The organism is Sphingopyxis sp. GW821-FHT02C12 (genome assembly GCF_059421785.1).
The window spans coordinates 115199-135772 of record NZ_JBWKVQ010000001.1 but is presented as its reverse complement, the minus strand read 5'-3'; the positions used below and the strand labels follow the sequence as shown (position 1 = coordinate 135772).

29 protein-coding genes are annotated in these 20574 nt (G+C 66.3%); 12 read left to right on the top strand and 17 right to left on the bottom strand.

Features of this window, described 5'->3' with window-relative positions; translation table 11 throughout:
* The first annotated feature begins 4 nt into the window (after window positions 1-4).
* Genes gspG through AC07U1_RS00590 form a run of 9 tightly spaced genes read left to right on the top strand, consistent with a single transcriptional unit; the run spans window position 5 to window position 6015 of the window.
* Window positions 5-490 (top strand): type II secretion system major pseudopilin GspG, encoded by a 486-nt coding sequence (gspG, locus tag AC07U1_RS00630; protein WP_495178888.1) that lies wholly within the window; start codon window positions 5-7, stop codon window positions 488-490.
* Complete coding sequence (locus tag AC07U1_RS00625; protein WP_495178568.1) at window positions 477-944, top strand: GspH/FimT family pseudopilin; 468 nt, start codon at window positions 477-479, stop codon at window positions 942-944. The genes gspG and AC07U1_RS00625 overlap by 14 nt, the downstream gene beginning before the upstream one ends.
* Complete coding sequence (gene gspI, locus AC07U1_RS00620; RefSeq protein WP_495178567.1) at window positions 934-1299, top strand: type II secretion system minor pseudopilin GspI; 366 nt, start codon at window positions 934-936, stop codon at window positions 1297-1299. The genes AC07U1_RS00625 and gspI overlap by 11 nt, the downstream gene beginning before the upstream one ends.
* Window positions 1296-1907 (top strand): GspJ family type II secretion system protein, encoded by a 612-nt coding sequence (locus tag AC07U1_RS00615; protein ID WP_495178566.1) that lies wholly within the window; start codon window positions 1296-1298, stop codon window positions 1905-1907. Before gspI ends, AC07U1_RS00615 begins: the two co-directional genes overlap by 4 nt.
* Window positions 1904-2911 carry a type II secretion system minor pseudopilin GspK gene (gene gspK, locus AC07U1_RS00610; RefSeq protein ID WP_495178565.1) on the top strand — a complete coding sequence of 336 codons (1008 nt, stop codon included), beginning with the start codon at window positions 1904-1906 and terminating at the stop codon, window positions 2909-2911. The genes AC07U1_RS00615 and gspK overlap by 4 nt, the downstream gene beginning before the upstream one ends.
* A 1-nt stretch (window position 2912) precedes the next feature.
* Entirely contained in the window at window positions 2913-4052 is a 1140-nt protein-coding gene (gene gspL, locus AC07U1_RS00605) for a type II secretion system protein GspL (protein WP_495178564.1), read from the top strand.
* Window positions 4049-4531, top strand: coding sequence for a type II secretion system protein M (locus tag AC07U1_RS00600; RefSeq protein ID WP_495178563.1), 483 nt, complete (start codon window positions 4049-4051; stop codon window positions 4529-4531). Before gspL ends, AC07U1_RS00600 begins: the two co-directional genes overlap by 4 nt.
* Window positions 4531-5238 carry a type II secretion system protein N gene (gene gspN, locus AC07U1_RS00595; protein ID WP_495197617.1) on the top strand — a complete coding sequence of 236 codons (708 nt, stop codon included), beginning with the start codon at window positions 4531-4533 and terminating at the stop codon, window positions 5236-5238. The genes AC07U1_RS00600 and gspN overlap by 1 nt, the downstream gene beginning before the upstream one ends.
* 3 nt (window positions 5239-5241) lie before the next feature.
* The gene (locus tag AC07U1_RS00590; RefSeq protein WP_495178561.1) at window positions 5242-6015 is read left to right on the top strand and encodes a prepilin peptidase; all 774 of its coding nucleotides are present in this window, start codon (window positions 5242-5244) and stop codon (window positions 6013-6015) included.
* Here AC07U1_RS00590 and pal read toward each other — a convergent pair.
* From pal to ruvA, 10 genes are all read right to left on the bottom strand, one after another.
* Window positions 6002-6520 (bottom strand): peptidoglycan-associated lipoprotein Pal, encoded by a 519-nt coding sequence (pal, locus tag AC07U1_RS00585; RefSeq protein ID WP_200937980.1) that lies wholly within the window; start codon window positions 6518-6520, stop codon window positions 6002-6004. The genes AC07U1_RS00590 and pal overlap by 14 nt on opposite strands.
* A gap of 126 nt (window positions 6521-6646) precedes the next feature.
* Window positions 6647-8014: a Tol-Pal system beta propeller repeat protein TolB gene (gene tolB / locus AC07U1_RS00580; protein ID WP_495178560.1), complete on the bottom strand. Its 1368-nt coding sequence runs from the start codon at window positions 8012-8014 to the stop codon at window positions 6647-6649.
* Between the two features lie 5 nt (window positions 8015-8019).
* Window positions 8020-8844 carry a cell envelope integrity protein TolA gene (gene tolA, locus AC07U1_RS00575; RefSeq protein WP_187141902.1) on the bottom strand — a complete coding sequence of 275 codons (825 nt, stop codon included), beginning with the start codon at window positions 8842-8844 and terminating at the stop codon, window positions 8020-8022.
* Between the two features lie 9 nt (window positions 8845-8853).
* Window positions 8854-9351, bottom strand: a complete 498-nt coding sequence (gene tolR / locus AC07U1_RS00570) for a protein TolR (protein WP_495178559.1) — start codon at window positions 9349-9351, stop codon at window positions 8854-8856.
* A complete protein-coding gene (gene tolQ, locus AC07U1_RS00565; RefSeq protein ID WP_056343269.1) occupies window positions 9351-10049 on the bottom strand; it encodes a protein TolQ in 699 nt (232 codons plus the stop codon). The genes tolR and tolQ overlap by 1 nt, the downstream gene beginning before the upstream one ends.
* Window positions 10043-10522, bottom strand: a complete 480-nt coding sequence (locus AC07U1_RS00560) for a YbgC/FadM family acyl-CoA thioesterase (RefSeq protein ID WP_495178558.1) — start codon at window positions 10520-10522, stop codon at window positions 10043-10045. Before AC07U1_RS00560 ends, tolQ begins: the two co-directional genes overlap by 7 nt.
* A gap of 100 nt (window positions 10523-10622) precedes the next feature.
* Window positions 10623-11645 (bottom strand): Holliday junction branch migration DNA helicase RuvB, encoded by a 1023-nt coding sequence (ruvB, locus tag AC07U1_RS00555; RefSeq protein ID WP_495178557.1) that lies wholly within the window; start codon window positions 11643-11645, stop codon window positions 10623-10625.
* Between the two features lie 264 nt (window positions 11646-11909).
* On the bottom strand, window positions 11910-12335 hold the full coding sequence (locus AC07U1_RS00550) for a GFA family protein (protein ID WP_495178556.1): 426 nt from the start codon (window positions 12333-12335) through the stop codon (window positions 11910-11912).
* Window positions 12332-12991, bottom strand: coding sequence for a hypothetical protein (locus AC07U1_RS00545; RefSeq protein ID WP_495178555.1), 660 nt, complete (start codon window positions 12989-12991; stop codon window positions 12332-12334). The genes AC07U1_RS00550 and AC07U1_RS00545 overlap by 4 nt, the downstream gene beginning before the upstream one ends.
* A gap of 53 nt (window positions 12992-13044) precedes the next feature.
* Window positions 13045-13644, bottom strand: coding sequence for a Holliday junction branch migration protein RuvA (gene ruvA / locus AC07U1_RS00540; RefSeq protein WP_495178554.1), 600 nt, complete (start codon window positions 13642-13644; stop codon window positions 13045-13047).
* A 23-nt stretch (window positions 13645-13667) separates the two neighbouring features.
* On the opposite strand from ruvA, the gene AC07U1_RS00535 reads away from it, so the two are divergent.
* Window positions 13668-14000 (top strand): hypothetical protein, encoded by a 333-nt coding sequence (locus AC07U1_RS00535; protein ID WP_495197616.1) that lies wholly within the window; start codon window positions 13668-13670, stop codon window positions 13998-14000.
* A gap of 65 nt (window positions 14001-14065) precedes the next feature.
* Here AC07U1_RS00535 and ruvC read toward each other — a convergent pair whose 3' ends face one another.
* The 7 genes from ruvC to AC07U1_RS00500 form a co-directional block, all read right to left on the bottom strand.
* The gene (gene ruvC, locus AC07U1_RS00530) at window positions 14066-14539 is read right to left on the bottom strand and encodes a crossover junction endodeoxyribonuclease RuvC (protein ID WP_495178552.1); all 474 of its coding nucleotides are present in this window, start codon (window positions 14537-14539) and stop codon (window positions 14066-14068) included.
* 96 nt (window positions 14540-14635) lie between these two features.
* Window positions 14636-15382 carry a YebC/PmpR family DNA-binding transcriptional regulator gene (locus AC07U1_RS00525; RefSeq protein ID WP_056343248.1) on the bottom strand — a complete coding sequence of 249 codons (747 nt, stop codon included), beginning with the start codon at window positions 15380-15382 and terminating at the stop codon, window positions 14636-14638.
* A gap of 84 nt (window positions 15383-15466) precedes the next feature.
* Window positions 15467-16285 carry a hypothetical protein gene (locus tag AC07U1_RS00520; protein WP_495178551.1) on the bottom strand — a complete coding sequence of 273 codons (819 nt, stop codon included), beginning with the start codon at window positions 16283-16285 and terminating at the stop codon, window positions 15467-15469.
* The gene (locus tag AC07U1_RS00515) at window positions 16282-16842 is read right to left on the bottom strand and encodes a hypothetical protein (protein ID WP_495178550.1); all 561 of its coding nucleotides are present in this window, start codon (window positions 16840-16842) and stop codon (window positions 16282-16284) included. The genes AC07U1_RS00520 and AC07U1_RS00515 overlap by 4 nt, the downstream gene beginning before the upstream one ends.
* The gene (locus AC07U1_RS00510; protein ID WP_056343246.1) at window positions 16842-17159 is read right to left on the bottom strand and encodes a YbjQ family protein; all 318 of its coding nucleotides are present in this window, start codon (window positions 17157-17159) and stop codon (window positions 16842-16844) included. The genes AC07U1_RS00515 and AC07U1_RS00510 overlap by 1 nt, the downstream gene beginning before the upstream one ends.
* A 30-nt stretch (window positions 17160-17189) precedes the next feature.
* Window positions 17190-17432 carry a DUF2312 domain-containing protein gene (locus AC07U1_RS00505; RefSeq protein WP_056343244.1) on the bottom strand — a complete coding sequence of 81 codons (243 nt, stop codon included), beginning with the start codon at window positions 17430-17432 and terminating at the stop codon, window positions 17190-17192.
* A 63-nt stretch (window positions 17433-17495) separates the two neighbouring features.
* A complete protein-coding gene (locus AC07U1_RS00500) occupies window positions 17496-17816 on the bottom strand; it encodes a DUF1244 domain-containing protein (RefSeq protein ID WP_187141890.1) in 321 nt (106 codons plus the stop codon).
* A gap of 122 nt (window positions 17817-17938) precedes the next feature.
* Between AC07U1_RS00500 and pyk the strand changes: the two genes are divergently transcribed.
* Together pyk and AC07U1_RS00490 are read left to right on the top strand one after the other, a co-directional pair.
* Entirely contained in the window at window positions 17939-19393 is a 1455-nt protein-coding gene (gene pyk, locus AC07U1_RS00495) for a pyruvate kinase (RefSeq protein ID WP_056343238.1), read from the top strand.
* A gap of 188 nt (window positions 19394-19581) precedes the next feature.
* Window positions 19582-20355 (top strand): arginyltransferase, encoded by a 774-nt coding sequence (locus AC07U1_RS00490; RefSeq protein ID WP_495178549.1) that lies wholly within the window; start codon window positions 19582-19584, stop codon window positions 20353-20355.
* Window positions 20356-20574: the final 219 nt, after the last annotated feature.

Below are 20574 nucleotides of genomic sequence, written 5' to 3'. Positions count from 1 at the left end.
GCTCATGCAGCTTTTCATTCGCCTGATGCTCGATCCCTCGCGCCCGCCCGTCGACCGGCGCCGCAAAAGGGACGAGCGCGGTTTCACTCTGACAGAGATGATGGTGGTGATCTTCATCATCGGGCTTTTGTCTGCGGTGGTGATGCTCAACGTATTTTCAAGCAAAGACAAAGCGATGGTGACCACCGCGAAAGCCAATATCGCGACTATCGAGAATGCTCTGGAATTGTACAAGCTCGATAACTTTACCTATCCGAGTACGGCAGACGGTTTGAACGCTTTGGTTTCGCCGCCGCCCTCGATTGCGCAACCAGAGCGTTACGCTCGGGGTGGATACATCAAGAAGCTTCCGTCCGATCCTTGGGGACGTCCATATCAATATCAAATGCCGGCCTCTAACGGCCAGGCGTTCGATGTCTTTTCGTTCGGCGCCGACGGCGCGCCTGGCGGGGCCGACGACAATGCGGATATCCACGGTGGAGCGAACTAGGGCGCCGAAGACCCGGGCGAACGGCTTCACCCTCGTTGAGCTGATGGTCGTGCTCGCCATCATGGCGCTCGCCGCGACTGCGGTGGTACTCACCATCCCCGGCGAGGAGCGCAATGTGCGCAGCGAAGCCGACCGGCTCGCCGCGCGGCTCGCCGCCGCGCGCGACGTCGCCGTGATCGAGGGACGCAGCGTGTCGGTCAATTTCGCGCCGTCGGGTTACGGTTTCGAACGGCGGATCGCGGGCGAGTGGCAGCCGCTGCCCGGCCGTTCGTTCGACCGGCGCAACTGGCCCTCCGACGTCCGGTTCGCCGCAGGCAACGGGCAGGGCGCGGCGCGCATATTGTTCGACCGCGTCGGCACCAGCCCGACCCCGCAGGCGATCGTGCTGAGCGGCGGCGACGCGCGCGAGGTCGTGCGCGTCTCGGCGACCGGGGAGGTCAGCCGTGGCGAATGAGCGCGAAAGCGGTTTCACCCTGCTCGAAATGCTGGTCGCGCTCAGCATCATCAGCATCGCCGCGCTGACCCTCGTGCGCCTCGACGCCTTTGCGGTGCGCACCGCCGGCGACCTCGACGAGACCACCATTGCGGGCATCGTCGCGCAGAATCGCGCGGTCGAATTGTGGACCGACCCCGCGCCGCCGACGATCGGCAACAGCGCGACCGGGGTTTCCAATGCCGGGCGCAACTGGCGCGTCGAACAGCGTGTCGCGAAGACCGCCGACGACAGCCTGCTGCGCATCGACCTGATCGTCCGCCCCGAGAATGGGCGCGGGCAGGCGGCGCTGACGATCATCCGGCCGTCGCGATGAAGGACCAGCGCGGCTTCACCCTCGTCGAGATGCTCGTCGCATTGTCGCTGTTCGCGGCGATCGCCGCGATCGGCGTTGGCCTGCTGCGCAGCAGTATCGATACGCAGGATGCGGTGCAGGACCGGCTGAAGGCGATGGGCGGGGTCAACCGGTTGCGCGCGCTGATGGCCAACGACCTTGCGCAGGCGCTGCCGCGTTCGACGCGCGGCCCCTCGGGCGAAACGATCCCCGCCTTTGCCGGCTCCGAAACCGGCTTTGCGCTCGTCCATGGCGGTGCGGCCTCGCTCGACGGCGGGTCGCGCCCCAATGTCGAGCGGGTCGCCTATGCGCGTGTCGGCGGCGAATGGCGCCGCGCGGTGCAGCCGATGCTCGACGGCACGGCATTGAGCGATGGCGACCGTCTGGTGGACGAAGTGGCCGGTGTCGCCGTTCGCTATCGCGACGAGCAGGGGCAATGGGGCAGCAGCTGGACATCCGATCCCGGCGATCGCCTGCCCCGCGCGGTCGAGGTGCGGTTGACCCGGCAGGGCCGCGCACCACTGGTGATGCTGTTCCTCACCGCGCCCGTACCGCCGCCGCCGCTGCCGCTCGGGACACCCGTGCCATGAACCGCGGACAATCCGATGAACGCGGCGCCGCGCTGCTCAGCGTGCTGCTGCTCGTCGCCGTGATGGCGGTGATCGCCGCGACCGCGCTGGACCGGCTGACGCTCGCGACGCGGATCGCGGGCAGCGCCGCGACGGTCGATCAGGGCCGCGCCTACAGCTTCGCCGCCGAACAGATCGCGCTGCGCCGCGTCGCCGACCTCGTCGGGCGCGATCCCGCAAAACTCACGCTCGCCGGCGATTGGCTCGGGCGCGACTTCACCCTGCCCTTGCCGAACGGGCAGGGGACGGCGCGGCTGACCGATGCGAGCAATTGTTTCAACCTGAACAGCCTTGTCGCCGAGACGATCCCGGGCCGCTTCACCCAGCGCCCCGGTGGCACCGGCCAGTTCGCCGAACTGATGACGCTGCTCGGGGTCAACGCCGACGAGGCGCGTATGGTGGCCGGCGCGACCGCCGACTGGATCGACAGCGACAGCGTTGATGGCCCGCTCGGCGCCGAGGACGGCGTCTATCGCTCGCTGCCCGGCAGCTACCTTCCCGCCAACCGCAAGATTGCCGATGTCAGCGAATTGCGCGCGGTACGCGGGGTGACGCCCAAGCTTTATGCGCGGCTCAAACCCTGGATCTGCGCGCTGCCCGCGACCGATCCGGTCAAGCTCAACATCAACACGCTGGCGCCCGAACAGGCGCCGCTCGTCGCGATGCTGTTGCCGGGACAATTGACCGTCGCCGAGGCACGCGCGGCGCTGGCGGCGCGGCCCGCCGGCGGCTATGGCAGCAGCGTGCGATTCTGGGAATCCGGACCGCTCGCCCGGCTCGATCCGCCCACCGAGGTCGCCGAGCAGGCGGGGGTGACGAGCCGCTGGCTGATATTGAAGACCGACGTGACGATGGGGGATGGTTTCTTGACTTCTGTATCGCTGATCGACGCGAACGGCGGTGCGCCAGCGGCGGGCCAGATGCCGCCGATGATCGTGCGGCGCGATTGGGGCGAAACCGACTGACATGGCGCGCACATTGGTTCTCTGGCTGCCCCCGGCGGCGATGCTCGGCGAGCGGGTCGACGCGGCGTGGCTGAGGGTCGACGATGGCGTGATCGTCGATTCGGGACAGGATGATGGCTGGGTCGACGCTTGGGAAAGGCCACAGGATGACGAGGGTGACGACCGTCTGATCGCGCTCGCACCCGCCGCCGACGTGCCGCTGCGCTGGCGCCATTATCCCGACGCCGCTCCGGCACAGGCCGCCGCGATCGCGCGCGTCGATACGCTGCGCGACAGCCTGGGCGATGCGGCGCTCTTGCATGTCGTCGCCGGCCAGCCCGCCGACGCGGGGCAGGCGGTGCCCGTCGCAGTGACCACCCACGCCGCGATGACCGCATGGACCGACTGGCTGAAGGCACAGGGGTTATCCCCCGCCGCGATCATCCCCGCCGCCGCGACCGTGCCGCCGCCCGAGCCCGACAGCCTGTGGTCGGCCGAACTCGGGCGCGAACAGATTTTGCGCAGCGACGACCGCAGTTTCGTCTCCGACCCCGAACTCGACCCGCTGATCGCCGCCGGACGCCCGATCGCGCCGCTCGATGCCGACCGAATGCGTCAGGCGCTGCTGCTCTCGCTCGCCGCGCCGCCGCTCGACCTGCTGACCGGCGCGTGGCAGCCGAGGCGCAACTGGGCGATCGATCCGGCGCTGGTCCGGTGGATGAAGCGGCTTGCCGTCGCCCTGCTCGCCGTGACGTTGCTGATCCCGATCATCCATGCGATCCGCCTCAATGCCGACATCGGCCGCGCCGACGATGCGAGCGTCGCCGCCGCCAAAAAGGCCGGCGTCACCGCCACCGACGCGGAGAGCGCCGAGGCCGAACTCGACCGGCGGCTCGCGGCTGCGGGCGGCGGGCCGCTCGCTTTCTCGGTTCCTGCGTCGGCGCTCTATGATGCGATGCGCGACACGCCAGGGGTGGCGCTCAAGAGCCTGTCGCACCGCACCGACGGCACGCTGTCGACGACGCTCGCGGCGCCGCGCACCGAGGACCTGAACGCGGTGCTGCTGGCGCTACAGGCGCGTGGCTACAAGATCACCGCGCAGCCGATGGCCGGCACCGACGGCAACCAGATGGCGAACATCACCGTGAGGGCCGTGCCATGACCGACCGGATCGCCAACTGGTGGCAGGGCATGTCGCGCCGCGAACGCTGGATGGTCGGCGTTGCCGGGGTGCTGACGCTGGCAATTTTCATCTGGCTGCTCGGCCGTCCGGCCTATGCCGCCTTCACCAATCTCGAGGCCGATCATCGCGCCGCGATCGAGCGGCAGGGCCGCGTCGCGGCGAAGGTGCAATTGCTCGCGCAGCGTCCGGCATCCTCGGCGGCCGCGGCGAATGACGCGGTCGCGATCGACCAGTTTCTCACCCAGTCGGCGGGCGAGATCGGGCTGACGCTCGACCGCAATGAAGCGCGCGGGCAGGGGCAGGCGACGATCGCGATCGCCACCGCGCGCGCGCCGGTGCTCGCCGACTGGCTCGCTTCCTTGGAAACGCAGGGCTTCGTTGTCGACCAGCTGACGATCACCCCGGCCGCCGACGGCACCGTCGGCATGACCGCCGAACTGCGGCGGGGGAGCAAATGATGCGCCGCCGGGTCATCCTCGCCGCCGTCCTGATCATTCTGATCCTGATTATCGCGACCTTCCCGATGCGCCTCGCGCTCGCTATGGCGGGCGCCGAAAAGTCGGGGCTGACCGCGCGCGAGGTCAATGGTTCGGTCTGGGCGGGTGAATTGATCGAAGCGCGGCTCGGTGCCTTGCCGCTCGGCAATGTGCAGGCCAGCCTGTCGCCGCTGGCCCTGCTCGGCGGCGATGTCGAGCTGGCTTTCAGTCGGCCCGATGCGCGGCTCGGCGAACTCGCGGGGCGTCTCCATGGCAGCAACCCGCGCGGCCTTTCGGATCTCAACGGCACGACCACGCTCTCGGGTGGCCTCGGCCTCGTTCCGGTCGACAGCCTGCGCTTCGAGGGTGCCGCGGTACGGTTCGACGATCGCGGGCGCTGCGTCTCGGCGAGCGGGCGCATCCAGCTCAGCGTCGGCACCTCGATCGCCGGGCTCGACCTGACGCGTGGCCTTACGGGGCCGCTGCGCTGCGTCGAGGGCCGCGCACAGGCGGCGCTCGTCAGCCAGTCCGGCATGGAGCGACTGACGCTCGGCTTCGACGGTAGCGGCGCCTGGCGTGCCGAGTTCGCCATCACCGCTGATGACCCGGTGATGGCGTCGGCGCTGTCGGCGATCGGTTTCCGCGCCGCGGGCAACGGCTTCGTGCTGGTCAGTTCGGGCCGTTTCTGACCGATGACGGCGGCGCTTGACGCCTTGCCCTTTGGCGCGGGCGTCGGCCTCGCGGCGTTGCTCGGGCTGGTCCTCGGCAGCTTTATCGCGACCCTGGTGCTGCGCTGGCCCGATGGGCGGTCGCTGCTGGGGCGCTCCCACTGCGACGGCTGCGAGCGCGCCCTCGGTCCGCTCGATCTCGTCCCGCTCGTCTCGGCGCTCGTCCAGCACGGCCGTTGCCGGACATGCGGCGCGCGGATCGATCCCTTTCATATGCAGGTCGAGCTGGCATCGGGCCTGATCGGCGCGCTGGCGCTGACGATCATGCCCGGCATCGCGGGGTGGCTCTGGGCGCTGTTCGGCTGGCTGCTGCTGCCGCTCGCTTTGCTCGACGCGCGGCATATGTGGCTGCCCGACCGGCTCAATGCGGTGCTGGCCATCGCCGGCCTGCTGCTCGCCGGGCCGTTGCTCGATACGGTGCTGCTCGACCGCTGGATCGGTGCGGTCGCGGGCGGGGTGCTGCTCGCGCTCGTCGCGTTCGCCTATCGGCGCGGACGCGGGCAGGACGGCATGGGCGGCGGCGATCCCAAGCTGGTCGCGGCGATCGGCTGCTGGCTCGGCTGGCAGGCGCTGCCGCTGATGCTGCTGCTCGCCAGCGTCGGCGGCATGGTCTGGGCGCTGACCACACAAAAGAAAGGGGACCAGCCGCTGGCGTTGCGACAGGTCCCCTTCGGTCTCTTTGCTACCGTGGCCGCTTGGGCGACGGTGGCGCTGTGGCCGTTGCTTAGCGCTGGATGACCACGGTCACCGCACGGCGGTTCTTCGCATAGGCTTCCTCGGTCGACGCGGTGTCGGCCGGGCGTTCCTTGCCATAGCTGATCACCTCGATCCGCGACGGGTCGACGCCCAGCGAGGCGAGATAATTCTTCGCGGCATTGGCGCGGCGTTCGCCGAGCGCGATGTTGTAATCGCGGGTGCCGCGCTCGTCGGCATGGCCTTCGAGCAGGACGCGAACCGCCGAATTGCGCTGCAGCCACTGTGCCTGGTTGCTCAGCGTCGCCTGATCCTCAGCATCGACATTATATTGGTCGAAACCAAAGAAGATGCGGTCGGACGAGACGCTGTTCAGGAAGTCCTGCTGCGAACCCGGGATCACGGCATTGCCGCCGCCCGAATTGCCGCCGCTGCCGTCGTCGATGCCGTCGGGGTTGGGAGGCAGGACCTCGGGTGCCTTTTTCGAGCAAGCGCCCACGGCGAGCATTGCGATCGCGGCGATCATGGCGGTGGTTTTCCGTATCGTCATGTTGTCGTCCCTTTCGTGTTAATCCGGATGGTCCTGTTCATGTTGAGATTAACCCATGTTGAACCTGTGGGTTCAACCCGAGGCTGCAACATTGGTTCCGCCGCACATTTGGTGCGGATTGGCCGATTACGGCAGCACGGGTCCCCAACTCGGGTCCGACCCGTCCTGCGGAGTCTGCAGCTTGCGCATGTTCACGCCGGTCAGGTCGACCTGCCACAGGCTCGACTTGCCGGAGGCGCCGCGCGAGGTACGGAAGAATTGCAGCACGCGGCCGTTTGGCGACCAGGTCGGCGCTTCGTCCTGCCAGTCGTTGGTCAGCAGGCGCTCGCCGCCGCCCGACGGGGTCATCACCCCGATGCGGAATTCGCCGCCGCCCATCTTGGTAAAGGCGATCAAATCACCGCGCGGCGACCATTCGGGGGTGGCATAGCGCCCGCCGCCGAAACTGATCCGCTGCTGGTTCGACCCGTCGATGTTCATCGTATAGACCTGCTGGCCGCCCGACCGGTCGCTTTCGAACACGATCTTCTTGCCGTCGGGCGAGAAGCTGCCGCCGACGTCGATGCCGGGGTTGTTGGTCAGCCGCACCGGCGTGCCGCCGTTCGCCGAGATGCGATAGATGTCGGTATTGCCACCGGTCGCCATCGAGAAGAGAATCTGCGTGCCGTCGGGCGACCAGCGCGGCGCGAAGGTCGCGTTGCGGCTTTCGGTGACGAGCTTTTGCGTGCCCGCCGCCACGTCATAGATGAACACCCGGACGCGGTCGTTCAGATAGCTGACATAGACGATCTTTTGGTAGTCGGGTGAGAAGCGCGGTGAGATCGCGAGCGCCTGACCGTTGGTGATGAAACGGTGGTTGCCGCCATCCGAATCCATGATCGCGAGGCGCTTGATGCGGTTTCCCTTGGGGCCGCTCTCGGCGATATAGGCGACGCGGCTGTCGAAGAAGGGCGCCTCGCCCGACAGCCGCGAATAGATGGCGTCGGCGCATTTATGCGCGGCGCGGCGCCAGTCGCTCGGCTGGATTTCGAACCCCTGCCGCACCAGCTCGCTGCCGAGGTCGGTATCATAAAGGTAGCAGCCGACGATCAGTCCGCCGGTGCTGTTGGTGCGCACGAAGCCGTGGACGACATTCTCTGCATTGCGGGCCTGCCAGTCGGCAAAGCGCGGCGCGGTAACCTCGGCCATCGTAATCGCGCGGACGCTGCCCGGGCCGAGCGGCGCATAGAGGCCGCTGCGTTCAAGGTCGGCGGCGATCACTTCGGCGATCTGGCGACCGAGGCTGTCGGTGCGCAACCCAGCGACGGTGGTGACCGCCGGCGTGGCGAGCGCGGGCACCGCGATGACCGTGCGGTCCTGCGACAGCGTGCCTTCGATCGTTTCGCGCGGTTCGGTCGGTGCTGGCGTGGCGGGCGGTGTCGGAGCGACCTGCGCCATGGCGGGGGAAGCAGCGAGCGCCAGCACGAGGGCGAAGGCGGTGGAACGGAGGATCATGTCACTTACCTCTTGATGAAATCGAGCGTGTAATTTTGCCAGAAGCTGTAATTTTCTTCGGGCAGGTCGAAGGGAGCGGCCAATTCCACCGCGCGCTTGGCGCATTCCTGATGACGCTGGACCTGAAACTTGTTGCTGTCGTTTTCGCCGGTCGTGGTGACACTGGTAAACCCGGCGAGCGCCCCGGATGCGGTCAATCGGAACTTCACCACGGTCTTCAATTGATCGACATCGACCCCCGACACGCGGCAACCGTTCCAGCGCGGCGCGACTGCCGCCTTGATGCTGACATCGATCGACCGGCGGACTTCGGCCGCGGTCTTGGCGGCCGGGGCGCCTTTGCTGGGTGCCTTGGTCTGTTCGCGGCCCAGCCCGTCGGTGATGCCATCGAGCCGCCCGGTCGGGCGGGCGCCGGACTTTGTGGCGGGCGCCTTGGGCGCGGCCTTCGGCGGTGCTTTGGCCACCGCCGGCGGGGTCTTTTTGGGCGGCGCTGGGACGGGGCGCGCGACCTGTTTGGGGGTTGGTGCGGGGGTTGGGCGCACGACCGGTTCGGGCAGCGGCGGCGCGGGTGTAGGCAGTGGTTCGGGGGCGGCGATATCGACGGCATCCTCCTCGCCCAATCGGGCGGCGGGTGGCGTGTCACTAAGCACCGGCGCGCTCGATTCGGTCGCGGTCTCGGCGATAAGGTCGACCTCCATCGGCGGATTGTCGAAGCGCCGCTCGCCCGCGGTCCATTGGACCGAAAGCAGGCCGATGATCAGGACGTGCGCGATCACCGCGATGGCGATGCCGCGTGCCTCATTGCCCTTCATTGCCCGTGTCGCCGCCATGATGTCAGCCTATGGAGCCGTGCCTGAACCGTCGGTGACTGCAGGCACTGGGCTTTCGGACCCGGTGGTGACCAGCGCGATGCGGGTCAGCCCGGCGCGGTTGAGTTCGCCCATCACGCGCATGACGCGGCCGTAATCGAGCCCCTTGTCGGCGCGCAGCATGATCTGCTGCGGCCGCTCGCCTTCTTTCTGCGCCGCCGCGATCGCGTCGAGCCGTGCGGGCAGCTCGGCCTCGGGCACGACTTCCTCGCCGATATAGATGGTGTCGTCGCCGTTGATCGACAGCTGCACCGGCTCCTGCTCCTCGGTCTCGACCGGTTTGGCCCGGCTTTCGGGCAGATCGACGGGGACGGCGGAGGCGAGCAACGGCGCGGTGATCATGAAGATGATCAGCAGCACCAGCATGACGTCGACCAGCGGCGTGACGTTAATTTCGGACATCGGCGCGCGGCGCCCGCTGCGTCCGCGCCGCCCGGTGGCTCCGCCCGAGGGACCCGACATTGCCATCAGGCTTCGACCTCGAGCTCGCGGCTGAATGTCGCGTGCAGCCCGTCGGCAAAACGGCCGAGCCGCGATTCGAGCCGGTTCAGACGCTGCGAGAAGCTGTTGTAGGCGATGACCGCCGGGATCGCCGCGAACAGGCCGATCGCGGTCGCGAACAGCGCCTCGGCGATGCCCGGGGCCACGACATCAAGGCTGCTCTTGTTCTGCGCCGCGATCTCGGTGAAGGCGCGCATGATGCCCCACACGGTACCGAACAGGCCCACAAAAGGCGCGACCGAGCCGATGGTGGCGAGCACGCCGATCTTGTCCGCCAGCTTGTCGACTTCGCCCGCGACGGCGGCGTTCATCGCAATGCCCAGTCGCTCGCGGGTGCCGTCGCGGTCGACGCTCTTGCCCGCGGTCGAACGGCGCCACTCCGAAATCCCGGCGCCGAGTACTTTCGCGCTGGGCAGTTCCTCTCGGCCATTCTCATCATAGAATTTGTCGATATTGCCCGCGCGCCAGAAATCGCGCTCGAACCGTTCTGACGCCTTCATCATCTTGCTGACGCCGCGGCCGTGGGTGGCGATCACCGTCCAGACATAGATGGACGCCGCAAGCAGGCCGATCATCACGCCCTTGACGACCCAGTCGGCCTGCAGGAACAGCGCGATCGGGGACAGCGTCGCCGCGTCGGCGGCCAGCGAAATATTGTTCAGCAAGGGAAATTCTCTCCATTCATGATGGCGGTGAAGCGCTGGACCCAATCGCCGGGCTGGCGGCGGGGACGGCCGGCTGGGGACAGGAAGGCCGCAGTGACACGCCCCTCGGTAAGCGTGTCGGAGCTTAACGCATCCTGACCGCGAAGGATGCGCTGAGCGATGACCACGCTCGCCCCGCGCACCGCCTCGACGGTGCTGACGACGAGCAGATCGTCGTCGAGTTTCGCGGGGGCACGATATTTGATGCTCAGGTCGGTCACCGCCCAGGCGCCTTCACCGCCCTCCATCGCCGCGCGCTGGTCGATCCCGGCAAGGCGCAGCATGTCCGATCGCGCGCGTTCCATATAGCGCAGATAATTGGCGTGATAGACGATCCCCGAGAGGTCGGTGTCCTCGAAATAGACGCGCGCACGGTAATGATGCGCGGCCCCGACAAAGGCGCCGGGGACGAAGGGGGGCGGGGCGTCGCTCATCTGGTTAACCGATAGCGATGCTTCGACTCGTCGCAAACCCCTGATCAACGGTTCGTCGCGCGATAATGCCGCTTGGTGGAAGAAAGTGGCGGATTTCCGCCTATTTTCCTTGATCGAAGAGGCCGTCCTGGGCGCCCGCAGGCGGTTTGAGCCCGAGATGTTTCCACGCGCTGGCGTTCATCATCCGGCCGCGTGCGGTGCGCGCGATCAGGCCGATCTGGAGCAGATAGGGCTCGATTACGTCCTCGATCGTGTCGCGCGGCTCGCTGAGACCTGCCGCCAGCGTTTCGACCCCGACAGGGCCGCCGCGATAAATGTCCGCGATCATAAGGAGATAGCGCCGGTCCATCGCGTCGAGGCCGAGCGCGTCCACTTCGAGCCGGTTGAGCGCGGCGTCGGCCGCTTTCGCATCGACGATCGCGTGTCCGGCAACGGTCGCGAAGTCGCGGACGCGGCGGAGCAGGCGGCCGGCAATGCGCGGGGTGCCGCGCGCGCGGCGGGCGATTTCGAGCGCGCCGTCGGGCGCGAGCGGCAGGCCGAGCAATCGCGCGGCGCGGGTGATCACCTGTTCGAGTTCGGCATGGGTGTAGAAATTGAGCCGCACCGGGATGCCGAACCGGTCGCGCAGCGGCGTCGTCAGCAGGCCTTGCCGCGTCGTCGCGCCGACGAGAGTGAATTTGGGGAGGTCGATGCGCACGCTGCGCGCCGACGGCCCCTCGCCGATCATGATGTCGAGCGCGCGGTCCTCCATCGCGGGATAGAGGATTTCCTCGACCGCGGGCGACAGGCGGTGAATCTCGTCGATGAACAGCACGTCGCCATCCTCGAGGTTGGTGAGCAGCGCGGCAAGGTCGCCCGCCTTGGCGATCACCGGGCCGCTGGTCGAGCGGAAGCCGACCCCCAGCTCGCGCGCGACGATCTGCGCCAGCGTCGTCTTGCCGAGGCCGGGCGGGCCGAAGAACAGCACATGGTCGAGCGCATCGCCGCGCGATTTGGCGGCCTCGACGAAGATGCGCAGATTCTCGCGCGCCGCAGCCTGACCGACGAACTCGGCGAGCGTCTTGGGGCGTAGCGCGGCGTCGGCGTCCTCGGGGGTGCGCTGCGGGGTGGTGAGATCGGTCACGGTGTCGCCTTATACCTTCTCCCTCGGAGGGAGAAGGATACGAAGCCTTGCCGCTGAAAGCGGCTAGGCGAAGTTGGATGAGGGGGTTCGGCGGTGCGGACTCGCGATGACGGTGATCCCCTCACCCAGCTTCGACTAGGCTGCTGCGCAGCCAAGTCTGCGCAACCGGCGCGGGGTGAACAGTCCCCCGGACTGTTCAGGTCATGCCGGGGGCATGACCGGCCCCGCGCCCCCGACGGGAGAGGGGAAGGGAGGTCGCGGCGGTCAGTCATAATGATCGATGCCCTCGCCGGCGATCGAAACCCAAGGCTCCTTGCGTTCTTCATAGACCGAATATTCGGGGACGAAGCCGTGGCCAGGTTCGAAATTGCCGAGCGGGATGGCATAGGCGTCATGATAGGGCCGCGCGCGGTACCAGACGCCCGAGCCGCAGGTGGGGCAGAAGAAGAAGTCGGCGGTGTTGCCGCTCTCCCCGGTATATTGCCACATCTTCGCTTCGCCCTCGGTGTGGACCTGCTCCTCCGGGAAACGGACCTGCGCGGCGAAGGCGCTGCCGCTGCGCGCCTTGCACTCGCGGCAATGGCAGACCGACACGCGGATCGGCTCGCCGGTGCAGGCGATGCGGAGCTGGCCGCAACGGCACGAGGCGTGGCGGGCGGGGAAGGGAGAATCAACTTGAGTGTCAGTCATCTTAGATCGCTCAATGCAAACGTCAGTGGTTTGGAGTGAGCAATTTTATCGGCGATCTTAGAAAGTATCCGATCTCTTGTAGCCGCATTCCGCAGCAGGGTGCGTGCAGAGGATTGGACATCTTCCCAGCCAATTCTAGCGATGACGTCAGTCTCACGCCGACCGTAGGTCAAGAGGCTCATTGCGAGCGCATGCACGATAATCGGCTGAAGAAAATAGTCGTCTATTGCCAAAGCATGTGATCGAGGGTCCAAATGTAGGTCATTCATTCGAGACCCTAGAACTTGGTTCTCAGCATAAATTGCAGCAACAGCAAAAAGACCGTTTTCGTCGTTGGTCGCACCCAGAAATCTGTCGAATACGGCTTCAGCCGACGGCGGGAAAAGTGGCATAGAAACTTGGGGGCCTGCCCTTCTCCTTTCGCGGATGCTTGGTTCAATCGCGTCCAAAGCGGCAATGCAAAGCTTAGCGTGAGACGCCGTTGCCGAGCTTGCAATTGGCAGTTTTGCACGTGCTACTTCGAGCGATGCCCTATTCTGTCGCTCCGCCAAATCGGCAGCCTGTTTGATCTGTTTTCTAATGTACCAAATCGTCGCTCCGCCGACGATAATCGCCAATATGCTGCCGACTAACGCCTGCCATTCGAACCAGCACAAGCTTGGATCGGAAACCCAATCGGATGGCATTCGGCAAGTGGGCGCGGAACCCCTCACTTCGCGGCCTTCTTGAGAGCCAGCCGCACCAGCGCATCCAAGCTTGCACCCGCGCCTAATTCCTCGTTTGCCGCCGCAACGGCGGCGCTCGCTTCGCCGGGTTTGAAGCCGAGACCGGTGAGGGCGGTGACGGCGTCGCCGAGGGGGCCGGGGGCGGCTCCCCGGGTAGGATTCGAACCTGCGGCCCCGGCGAATACACCCGCCTTGTCCTTCAACTCATGGGTGATCCGCTGCGCCAGTTTCGGCCCGACGCCGTTGGCGCGCGCGATCATCGCGCTGTCGCCGCTTGCCAGCGCGCGTTGTAGGTCGCCGATTTCGAGCGCCGAGAGGATCGCGAGCGCGACCTTGGCACCGACACCCTGGACGCTGGTGAGCAGGCGGAACCAGTCGCGTTCCTCGGCGCGGGCGAAGCCGAGCAGGCGCAGGAAATCCTCGCCGACGAGCATTTCGGTGTGGATGGTGACGTCGCTGCCGACCGCGCCGAGCGCGTCGAGGGTGCGCGCCGAGGCCTCGACCAGATAGCCGACGCCGCCGACGTCGATCACCGCATGGCCTGCGCCGCTACTGTCGAGCCGTCCGGTGAGTTTTGCGATCATTTCGCTGTGCTAGCCCGGCGGGAATGAAAAGGGAACAGGGAAGGAAAAAGGGTCTCACGCAAAGGCGCAAAGGCGCGAAGAGATTTGCCTTGGTCCAGAAAGCGACTTGCCACATCATCGTCACCCAGGCCCTGTTTGGCGATCATGCGCTTGGCATCCGCAGGCTTCATCGCTCCGTCATTGCGAGCGAAGCGAAGCAATCCAGAGTGTACGCAAACCGCTCTGGATTGCTTCGCTTCGCTCGCAATGACGTGATTACGGATGCAAACGGGATAAACGCCGACTTGTTTCAGGGGCCGTGGCCTGTCGTTTCCTTCGGCGCGGCGCTGGATTTGCGTTCAGGCCATGGATGCTGAAACAAGTTCAGCATGACGAATGGAGGAGAGATCGAGACAATTTCTCCGCGCCTCCGCGTGAAATATCAAAAGCGCGGCCGGTGGTTCGCGTGGCAGATCGCCACCGCGAGCGCGTCTGCGGCATCGGCCCCCGCGACCTTGGCGCCCGGCAGCAGCACGCGCAGCATTGCCTGCACCTGTTCCTTCGCCGCGCCGCCGGTGCCGACGATCGCCTTCTTGACGAGGCGCGGAGCATATTCGCCGACCGTCAGCCCGGCGCGCGCGCAGCCGAGGAGGGCGACGCCGCGGGCGTGGGCGAGCTTCAGCGTCGATTGCGGGTTGTCGTTGACGAACACCTCTTCGACCGCAGCCTGCGTCGGGGCGTGGTCGGCGATCACCGCCGCGAGCACCGTGTCGAGATGGGCAAGGCGGTCGGGCAGGGGAGCCTTGGCGTCGGTCTTGATCTGGCCGTTCGCGATATGGCTGATCCGGCTGCCCTCGACACGGATCACGCCCCAGCCGGTGCAGCTGAGCGAGGGGTCGAGGCCGAGGATGATCATGGTGACCCGTTCGTGTCGAGCGACGTCGAGACACCCAGACGGCGTGGGCGTCCGATGGGCATCTCGACGTCGCTCGATGCGAACGGGTTTTGGCGTTTAGCCAAGCTTTTCCATCACCTCGTCGGCGATGTCGTAGTTGCCCCACACGGTCTGGACGTCGTCGTCGTCGTCGAGGGTGTCGATCAGCTTGAACAGCGTTTGCGCGATGCTTTCGTCGGTGACGTCGCTCTTCAGCGTCGGGCGCCAGGCGAGTTTGACGCCTTCGGCTTCGCCGAGCTTGGCTTCGAGCGCCTTGGCGACTTCGTGCAGCCCGTCGACGTCGGTCCAGATGTCGTGGCCGTCCTCGGACGATTCGACATCGTTGGCGCCGGCATCGAGCGCGGCTTCGAACACGGTGTCGGCATCGCCCGCGGTCGCGGGATAGCTGATCAGGCCGAGGCGGTCGAAGCCGTGCGACACGCTGCCCGAGGTGCCGAGGTTACCGCCGTTTTTGGAAAAGGCGGTGCGGACGTTGGTCGCGGTGCGGTTGCGGTTGTCGGTTAGCGCCTCGACGATCAGCGACACGCCGCCCGGGCCATAGCCCTCGTAACGCATTTCTTCGTAATTATCGCCGTCGTTGCCTGCGGCCTTGTCGATCGAACGCTGGATATTGTCCTTGGGCACCGACTGCGCCTTGGCGGCGTTGATCGCGGCGCGCAGGCGCGCGTTGGCGTCGGGGTCGGGCAGGCCCATCTTCGCCGCGACGGTGATTTCGCGGCAGAGCTTGGAAAAGAGCGAGCTGCGCTTCTTGTCCTGCGCACCCTTGCGGTACATGATATTCTTATATTTGCTATGGCCGGCCACGGCGGGCTCCTGAGATCGATGAGATGACTGCCGCGCCTATTGCCGAGTGCGGCGGAATTTTCAACGGCCTTGGCGATTGTTCGCCTAGTTCGCCGGCTGGCCCGTGCGCAGGTCGATGACCTTGCCGCGATCATAACCGAGGATGCCGGGGATCGGGGCGAGGCGGTTGATCGAAGGGGCGCCCGGTTCATGGAACAAGCCGACGGCGCGAAACTCGGCGCGCTCGCGCGGCAATGCGGCGAGCGCCGCCGGTACGGGCGTGGCGTCGTTGGCGGGGACCAGCGCCTGCCCGAGGATGAAGCCATAATTGAACATCGACGGGCCGACATTGTCCTCGAGATTCGGAATCGGCGACTCCTTGTGCACCTTGTCCGCATAGAGCGATCCAAGGAGCGTCATTTCGCCTGCCTTTGCTGCGAACCGCACCGTTCCGAGGCAGTTGCATGTCGACACGCCGCGACCGCCGACCGAGATGCCGTACAGCACATAGTCGCCCGCCGGCACCTCGACTAGGAACTGCCGCATCTCGCCATCTTCGATGAAATCGCCGGCGTCGATGGCGAACACATTGCCAGGACCGGCATAGTCGAAGGAATATTCGCCGATCGTCGGTACCGGCCCGCCCTTGGCCTTCTTTTGCAGCTTGGGCAGATCCGCCGCATAGGCGGCCTGGCGGGCCACTTTCCACGCCTCGATCTCGGCGTCGGTCGGGATTCGCAGGAACACATGTTCGATATTGATCATGCCCGATTTGGCCGTGCTCGACCGGAAAAGCAGATACGCCTTGCCGGGGTCGAGCGCTGTCGGCGCAGATTTGTGCGACACGACGCCGTCGCCGCCTTTTGCGGCAGCGCTGTGCGCGGCGGACAGCATGAGGAGCGCGAGAAGAAGCGGACGGATCATTCGCTCACCTGTGCTGCGTGCGGTCGTGCGCCGGACGCGAGTTTCGCCTGCATCGCCACCAGTGTCGCTTCATCGCCCTCGTTCAGCGTTTGCCACGCTGCTTCGGGGGCCGGATACCGGGCATAGCCGCGCGGTTCCATGCAGCGGCGAAGCTTGTTGTTGCGTATCCCCCGTTCCAGTTTCGGAAGGATGATCGACGCGATGGCCGACCGCATGGCCATATCGAGGAGGCCGACGCCGGGATATTGCCGCTTCACATCGTGCCTTACCGGCTCCACCCAGGGGCGGAAACCGGGAATGGCAGCGGGCGCGCCGCTGACCAGAAAGCTCCGGCATTCCGCGATGTCGGCATAGGCTTCGTCGAAACTGACCGACGGGTTGTGAAAGTAGAAAAATTTGAAGCCGTCTTCGACCGCCTTGGGGTTCTGGTCGACCGAGACGTCGGGTAGCACGACGGCGGCCGGATCCGGCCGCGCGTCCTGCGCGGTGGCGGTCGTTGTCGTCATTAGCGCGCCGGCGAGCATCGCCGCCAGGCGCGTCTTTTGCCGCGTCCCCATCAGAGGACGACCGCCGTCCCGCTCGCCGAGACCATCAGCATCGAGCCATTCTGGCCGAGCACTTCATAGTCGAGGTCGACGCCGATCACCGCATTGCCGCCGAGCTTGGCGGCCTCGGCCTCCATCTCGCCCAGCGCTTCCTTGCGGGCGCGGGCGAGGACATCCTCATATTTGCCCGAGCGGCCGCCGACGATGTCGGTGATGCTGGCGAACAGGTCGCGGAACAGATTGGCGCCGACGATCACTTCGCCGGTGACGATGCCCAGATATTCGCGGACCGGGCGGCCCTCGACGGCGTTGGTAGTGGTGCTGAACATCGTCACTCTCTCCTGATCTGAAGGTGGGCGTCAGTCGATGCCGAGCGCCGATTTATACACGTCGAGGATCGCTTCCATTTCCTTGCGGTCGTGGACCGGCAATTTGCGCAGGCGGACGATCTGGCGCATGATTTTCGGGTCGTAACCTTGCGATTTCGACTCATTATAGGTGTCGCGGATATCGTCGGCGATGCCCTTTTTCTCTTCTTCCAGCCGCTCGATACGCTCGATGAACAGGCGTAGTTGCTGGTCGGACACGGTGGCTTCGCTCATTTTGGACTCCGGTAATGGGGATGGTGGGACGCGAGAATCGCGCTTGGCGCGTCCCTAGCGAGGTCAGGGATTCTTCGCCATGCTTTCTTCCATCCGCCGGAGCTGTTCGGGGGTCGCGGCGGTGTGGTGGAGCGCCTTCCAGTCGGCGGTCGGCATGCCGTGAACGATCGCGCGGCCATCCTCCTTGTCGATGCCGCCGGCCTCGGCGATCCAGTCGCCGAGGCAGTTGCGGCAGAAGCCCGCGAGCCCCATCAGGTCGATGTTCGCGGCGTCGCTGCGATGCTGGAGCAAACGGACAAGGCGGCGAAAGGCCGCGGCGGCGACGGCATCGTCGAGCGTGTCGAGCGCGTCGTTCGGAACATTCTGGTCTTCGCTGCACGACATGATCGTTTCTCCACTCGGCCGGTTCGGGGCGATGAATAGCTATACGCGGCTTGCCTTGGCCGCCGCAACGCGCCTAGGCAAGCGGCCGACATTCACCCCCAGATTTTTGACCGGAGCACCCCGTGGTCCAGAGCTTCACTCCCCGCCAGCGCAAGGTGCGCATCCTCGCGACGCTTGGCCCCGCCAGCGCGACGCCCGACATGATCGCCGAACTGCACCGCGCCGGTGCCGACGCCTTTCGCGTCAACATGAGCCACGGCGATCATGAAGGCCATGCGAAGGTGATCGCCGCGATCCGCGCGCTGGAGAAGGATACCGGCCGCCCGACGACGATCCTCGTCGATCTGCAGGGGCCGAAGCTGCGCGTCGGGAGCTTTGCGGGTGGCCCGGTCGAACTGGTCAAGGGCAAACCCTTCGCGCTCGACACCGACAAGGCGCCAGGCGACGCGACGCGGGTGCATTTGCCGCATCCCGAATTGTTCGCGGCGCTCGAAGCCGGAACCCGGCTGCTGATCGACGACGGCAAGCTGGTGCTGCGCGTGCAGGCGGTGTCACCGACACGGATCGACACGGTCGTCGAGGTCGGCGGGAAGATTTCGGATCGCAAGGGTGTCAATGTCCCCGACGTCGTCGTGCCGCTCGCGGCGCTGACCGAAAAGGACCGCCGCGACCTGACATTCGCGCTCGAACAGCATGTCGACTGGATCGCTTTGTCGTTCGTCCAGCGGCCCGAGGACGTCGCCGAGGCGCGGACCCTGATCGGCGGCAAGGCGGCGCTGCTGGTGAAATTCGAAAAGCCGTCGGGGGTCCAGCGGATCGAGGAGATCCTCGAGCTTGCCGACGCCGCGATGGTCGCGCGCGGCGACCTGGGGGTCGAATTGCCACCTGAAGCCGTTCCGCCGCTGCAAAAGCGCATCGTCGCGACCGCGCGGCGGATGGGCAAGCCGGTGGTCGTCGCGACGCAGATGCTCGAATCGATGATCACCTCGCCCTCGCCGACGCGCGCCGAGGTGTCCGATGTTGCGACCGCGATCTATGACGGCGCCGACGCGATCATGCTGTCGGCCGAGACCGCGGCGGGCGCCTGGCCGGTCGAGGCGGTGACGATGATGGATTCGATCGCGCGCTCGGTCGAAAGCGATCCCGATTATTTCCGCCGCCTGCATTTCACCGAGACGCTGCCCGACGCGACGACCGCCGATGCGCTGGCGGAAGCGGCGGGGAGCATCATCGCGACGATCGCCGCCGATGCGATCATCTGTTTCACCGCATCGGGTTCGACCGCGCGCCGCGTCGCGCGCGAGCGGCCGAATGCGCCGCTGCTCGTGCTGACCCCGAAGAAAGAGGCGGCGCGGCGGCTCGGGCTGCTGTGGGGCGCGCATGCGGTACCGACCAAGGACATCGGCAGCTTCGAGGAGATGATCGCCAAGGGCAAGCGCATGGCGCTGCGCCACGGCATCGGCAGGCCCGGCGCGAAGCTGGTGATGATGGCGGGCGTGCCGTTCGGGACCCCGGGGTCGACCAATGTGCTGCACGTCGCGACGCTGACCGGCGACGAATTGCGCGGTTACAGCTGAGGATTGATTCAGTCCGGCACAGATGTTCCGGACCGATACAATTTTTTCACGTCGGACCGGCGCGGGGACGGTCGAAATTGGTAAATCCTCTTTGCACCATCGGCGCGGCGCGGCATAACCCCCTCGATCAACGCGTCGGGGGGCCTTGCGTCGGGGCCTGCTGCGCCAGTTTCGGAGATGAAGCCCGCGTGTCCGCCCCGTTCCGTTTCCCGCGCTTTTTCGTCACCAGCCCGGCGCCCTGCCCGTATCTGGCGGGCAAGACCGAGCGCAAGGTGTTTACCGAACTCAGCGGCCACAGCGCGGGCGAGCTCAACGATGCGCTCGGCCGCATCGGGTTTCGCCGCAGCCAGTCGGTCGCCTATCGCCCGAGCTGTTCGGATTGCGCGGCGTGCGTGTCGGTGCGCGTGTGCGCCGGCGATTTCACGCCGAACACTTCGCACAAGCGCAATGTGCGCCGCAACGGCGACATCGTCGCGACCGCCTGCAAGCCCTGGGCGACCGAGGAGCAATATGCGCTGCTCCGCGCCTATCTTGCCTCGCGCCATCCCAATGGCGGCATGGCCGACATGGACGAACAGGATTTCGCCGACATGGTCGAACAGACCCCGGTCGATAGCTATCTGATCGAATATCGCGAACCGAGCGTCGACGGCGTGCGCGGACGGCTGATCGGATGCTGCCTGACCGACCGGCAGAGCGACGGATTGTCGATGATCTACAGCTTCTTCGATGCGTCGCACCCGCTGCGCGAGGGACTCGGCACGTACATCATCCTCGACCATGTCCAGCGCGCAGCGCAGGCGGGGCTGGCCTATGTCTATCTCGGCTATTGGATCGAGGGGTCAGCGCGCATGGCGTATAAGGCGCGCTTCCGGCCGCTCGAAAAGCTTGGCCCCGAGGGCTGGTCGCGATTCGAGCCGGTCGCGTCGGACCGTATCGCGGCGCAATTCGAACTCGCCTGACACGCGGCGTTTTTGGCGTGGTCGCGGCGCTGTTGCGAACGGCTCGCAGCAGCCAGAAACTGGACGTTCGCCGGTTGACCTTTCCCCGCTTTCAAGGGCATAGCTTGACGCTCAGGACATAAGTCCGGGTCGCATCCATATTGTACTCGCCGGGGGGCTGGCGACAGGGGGACAGGGATGCCCGTGCGCAGGTTTGTGAGCATCACGGCGACAAGGTCG

Bases quoted from the DNA above. Each gene is read 5' to 3' on its own strand.
- AC07U1_RS00510 (WP_056343246.1), bottom strand. From the start codon at position 17,159: ATGTTCAGCACCACTACCAACGCCGTCGAGGGCCGCCCGGTCCGCGAA.
- AC07U1_RS00535 (WP_495197616.1), top strand. From the start codon at position 13,668: ATGAAAAGGGAACAGGGAAGGAAAAAGGGTCTCACGCAAAGGCGCAAA.
- gspK (WP_495178565.1), top strand. From the start codon at position 1,904: ATGAACCGCGGACAATCCGATGAACGCGGCGCCGCGCTGCTCAGCGTG.
- AC07U1_RS00615 (WP_495178566.1), top strand. From the start codon at position 1,296: ATGAAGGACCAGCGCGGCTTCACCCTCGTCGAGATGCTCGTCGCATTG.
- tolB (WP_495178560.1), bottom strand. From the start codon at position 8,014: ATGATCCTCCGTTCCACCGCCTTCGCCCTCGTGCTGGCGCTCGCTGCT.
- AC07U1_RS00500 (WP_187141890.1), bottom strand. From the start codon at position 17,816: ATGTCGTGCAGCGAAGACCAGAATGTTCCGAACGACGCGCTCGACACG.
- ruvC (WP_495178552.1), bottom strand. From the start codon at position 14,539: ATGATCATCCTCGGCCTCGACCCCTCGCTCAGCTGCACCGGCTGGGGC.
- AC07U1_RS00550 (WP_495178556.1), bottom strand. From the start codon at position 12,335: ATGACTGACACTCAAGTTGATTCTCCCTTCCCCGCCCGCCACGCCTCG.
- gspL (WP_495178564.1), top strand. From the start codon at position 2,913: ATGGCGCGCACATTGGTTCTCTGGCTGCCCCCGGCGGCGATGCTCGGC.
- AC07U1_RS00515 (WP_495178550.1), bottom strand. From the start codon at position 16,842: ATGGGGACGCGGCAAAAGACGCGCCTGGCGGCGATGCTCGCCGGCGCG.
- AC07U1_RS00560 (WP_495178558.1), bottom strand. From the start codon at position 10,522: ATGAGCGACGCCCCGCCCCCCTTCGTCCCCGGCGCCTTTGTCGGGGCC.
- AC07U1_RS00505 (WP_056343244.1), bottom strand. From the start codon at position 17,432: ATGAGCGAAGCCACCGTGTCCGACCAGCAACTACGCCTGTTCATCGAG.
- gspG (WP_495178888.1), top strand. From the start codon at position 5: ATGCAGCTTTTCATTCGCCTGATGCTCGATCCCTCGCGCCCGCCCGTC.
- tolR (WP_495178559.1), bottom strand. From the start codon at position 9,351: ATGGCAATGTCGGGTCCCTCGGGCGGAGCCACCGGGCGGCGCGGACGC.
- AC07U1_RS00590 (WP_495178561.1), top strand. From the start codon at position 5,242: ATGACGGCGGCGCTTGACGCCTTGCCCTTTGGCGCGGGCGTCGGCCTC.
- ruvA (WP_495178554.1), bottom strand. From the start codon at position 13,644: ATGATCGCAAAACTCACCGGACGGCTCGACAGTAGCGGCGCAGGCCAT.
- AC07U1_RS00520 (WP_495178551.1), bottom strand. From the start codon at position 16,285: ATGATCCGTCCGCTTCTTCTCGCGCTCCTCATGCTGTCCGCCGCGCAC.
- AC07U1_RS00600 (WP_495178563.1), top strand. From the start codon at position 4,049: ATGACCGACCGGATCGCCAACTGGTGGCAGGGCATGTCGCGCCGCGAA.
- gspN (WP_495197617.1), top strand. From the start codon at position 4,531: ATGCGCCGCCGGGTCATCCTCGCCGCCGTCCTGATCATTCTGATCCTG.
- pal (WP_200937980.1), bottom strand. From the start codon at position 6,520: ATGACGATACGGAAAACCACCGCCATGATCGCCGCGATCGCAATGCTC.
- tolA (WP_187141902.1), bottom strand. From the start codon at position 8,844: ATGGCGGCGACACGGGCAATGAAGGGCAATGAGGCACGCGGCATCGCC.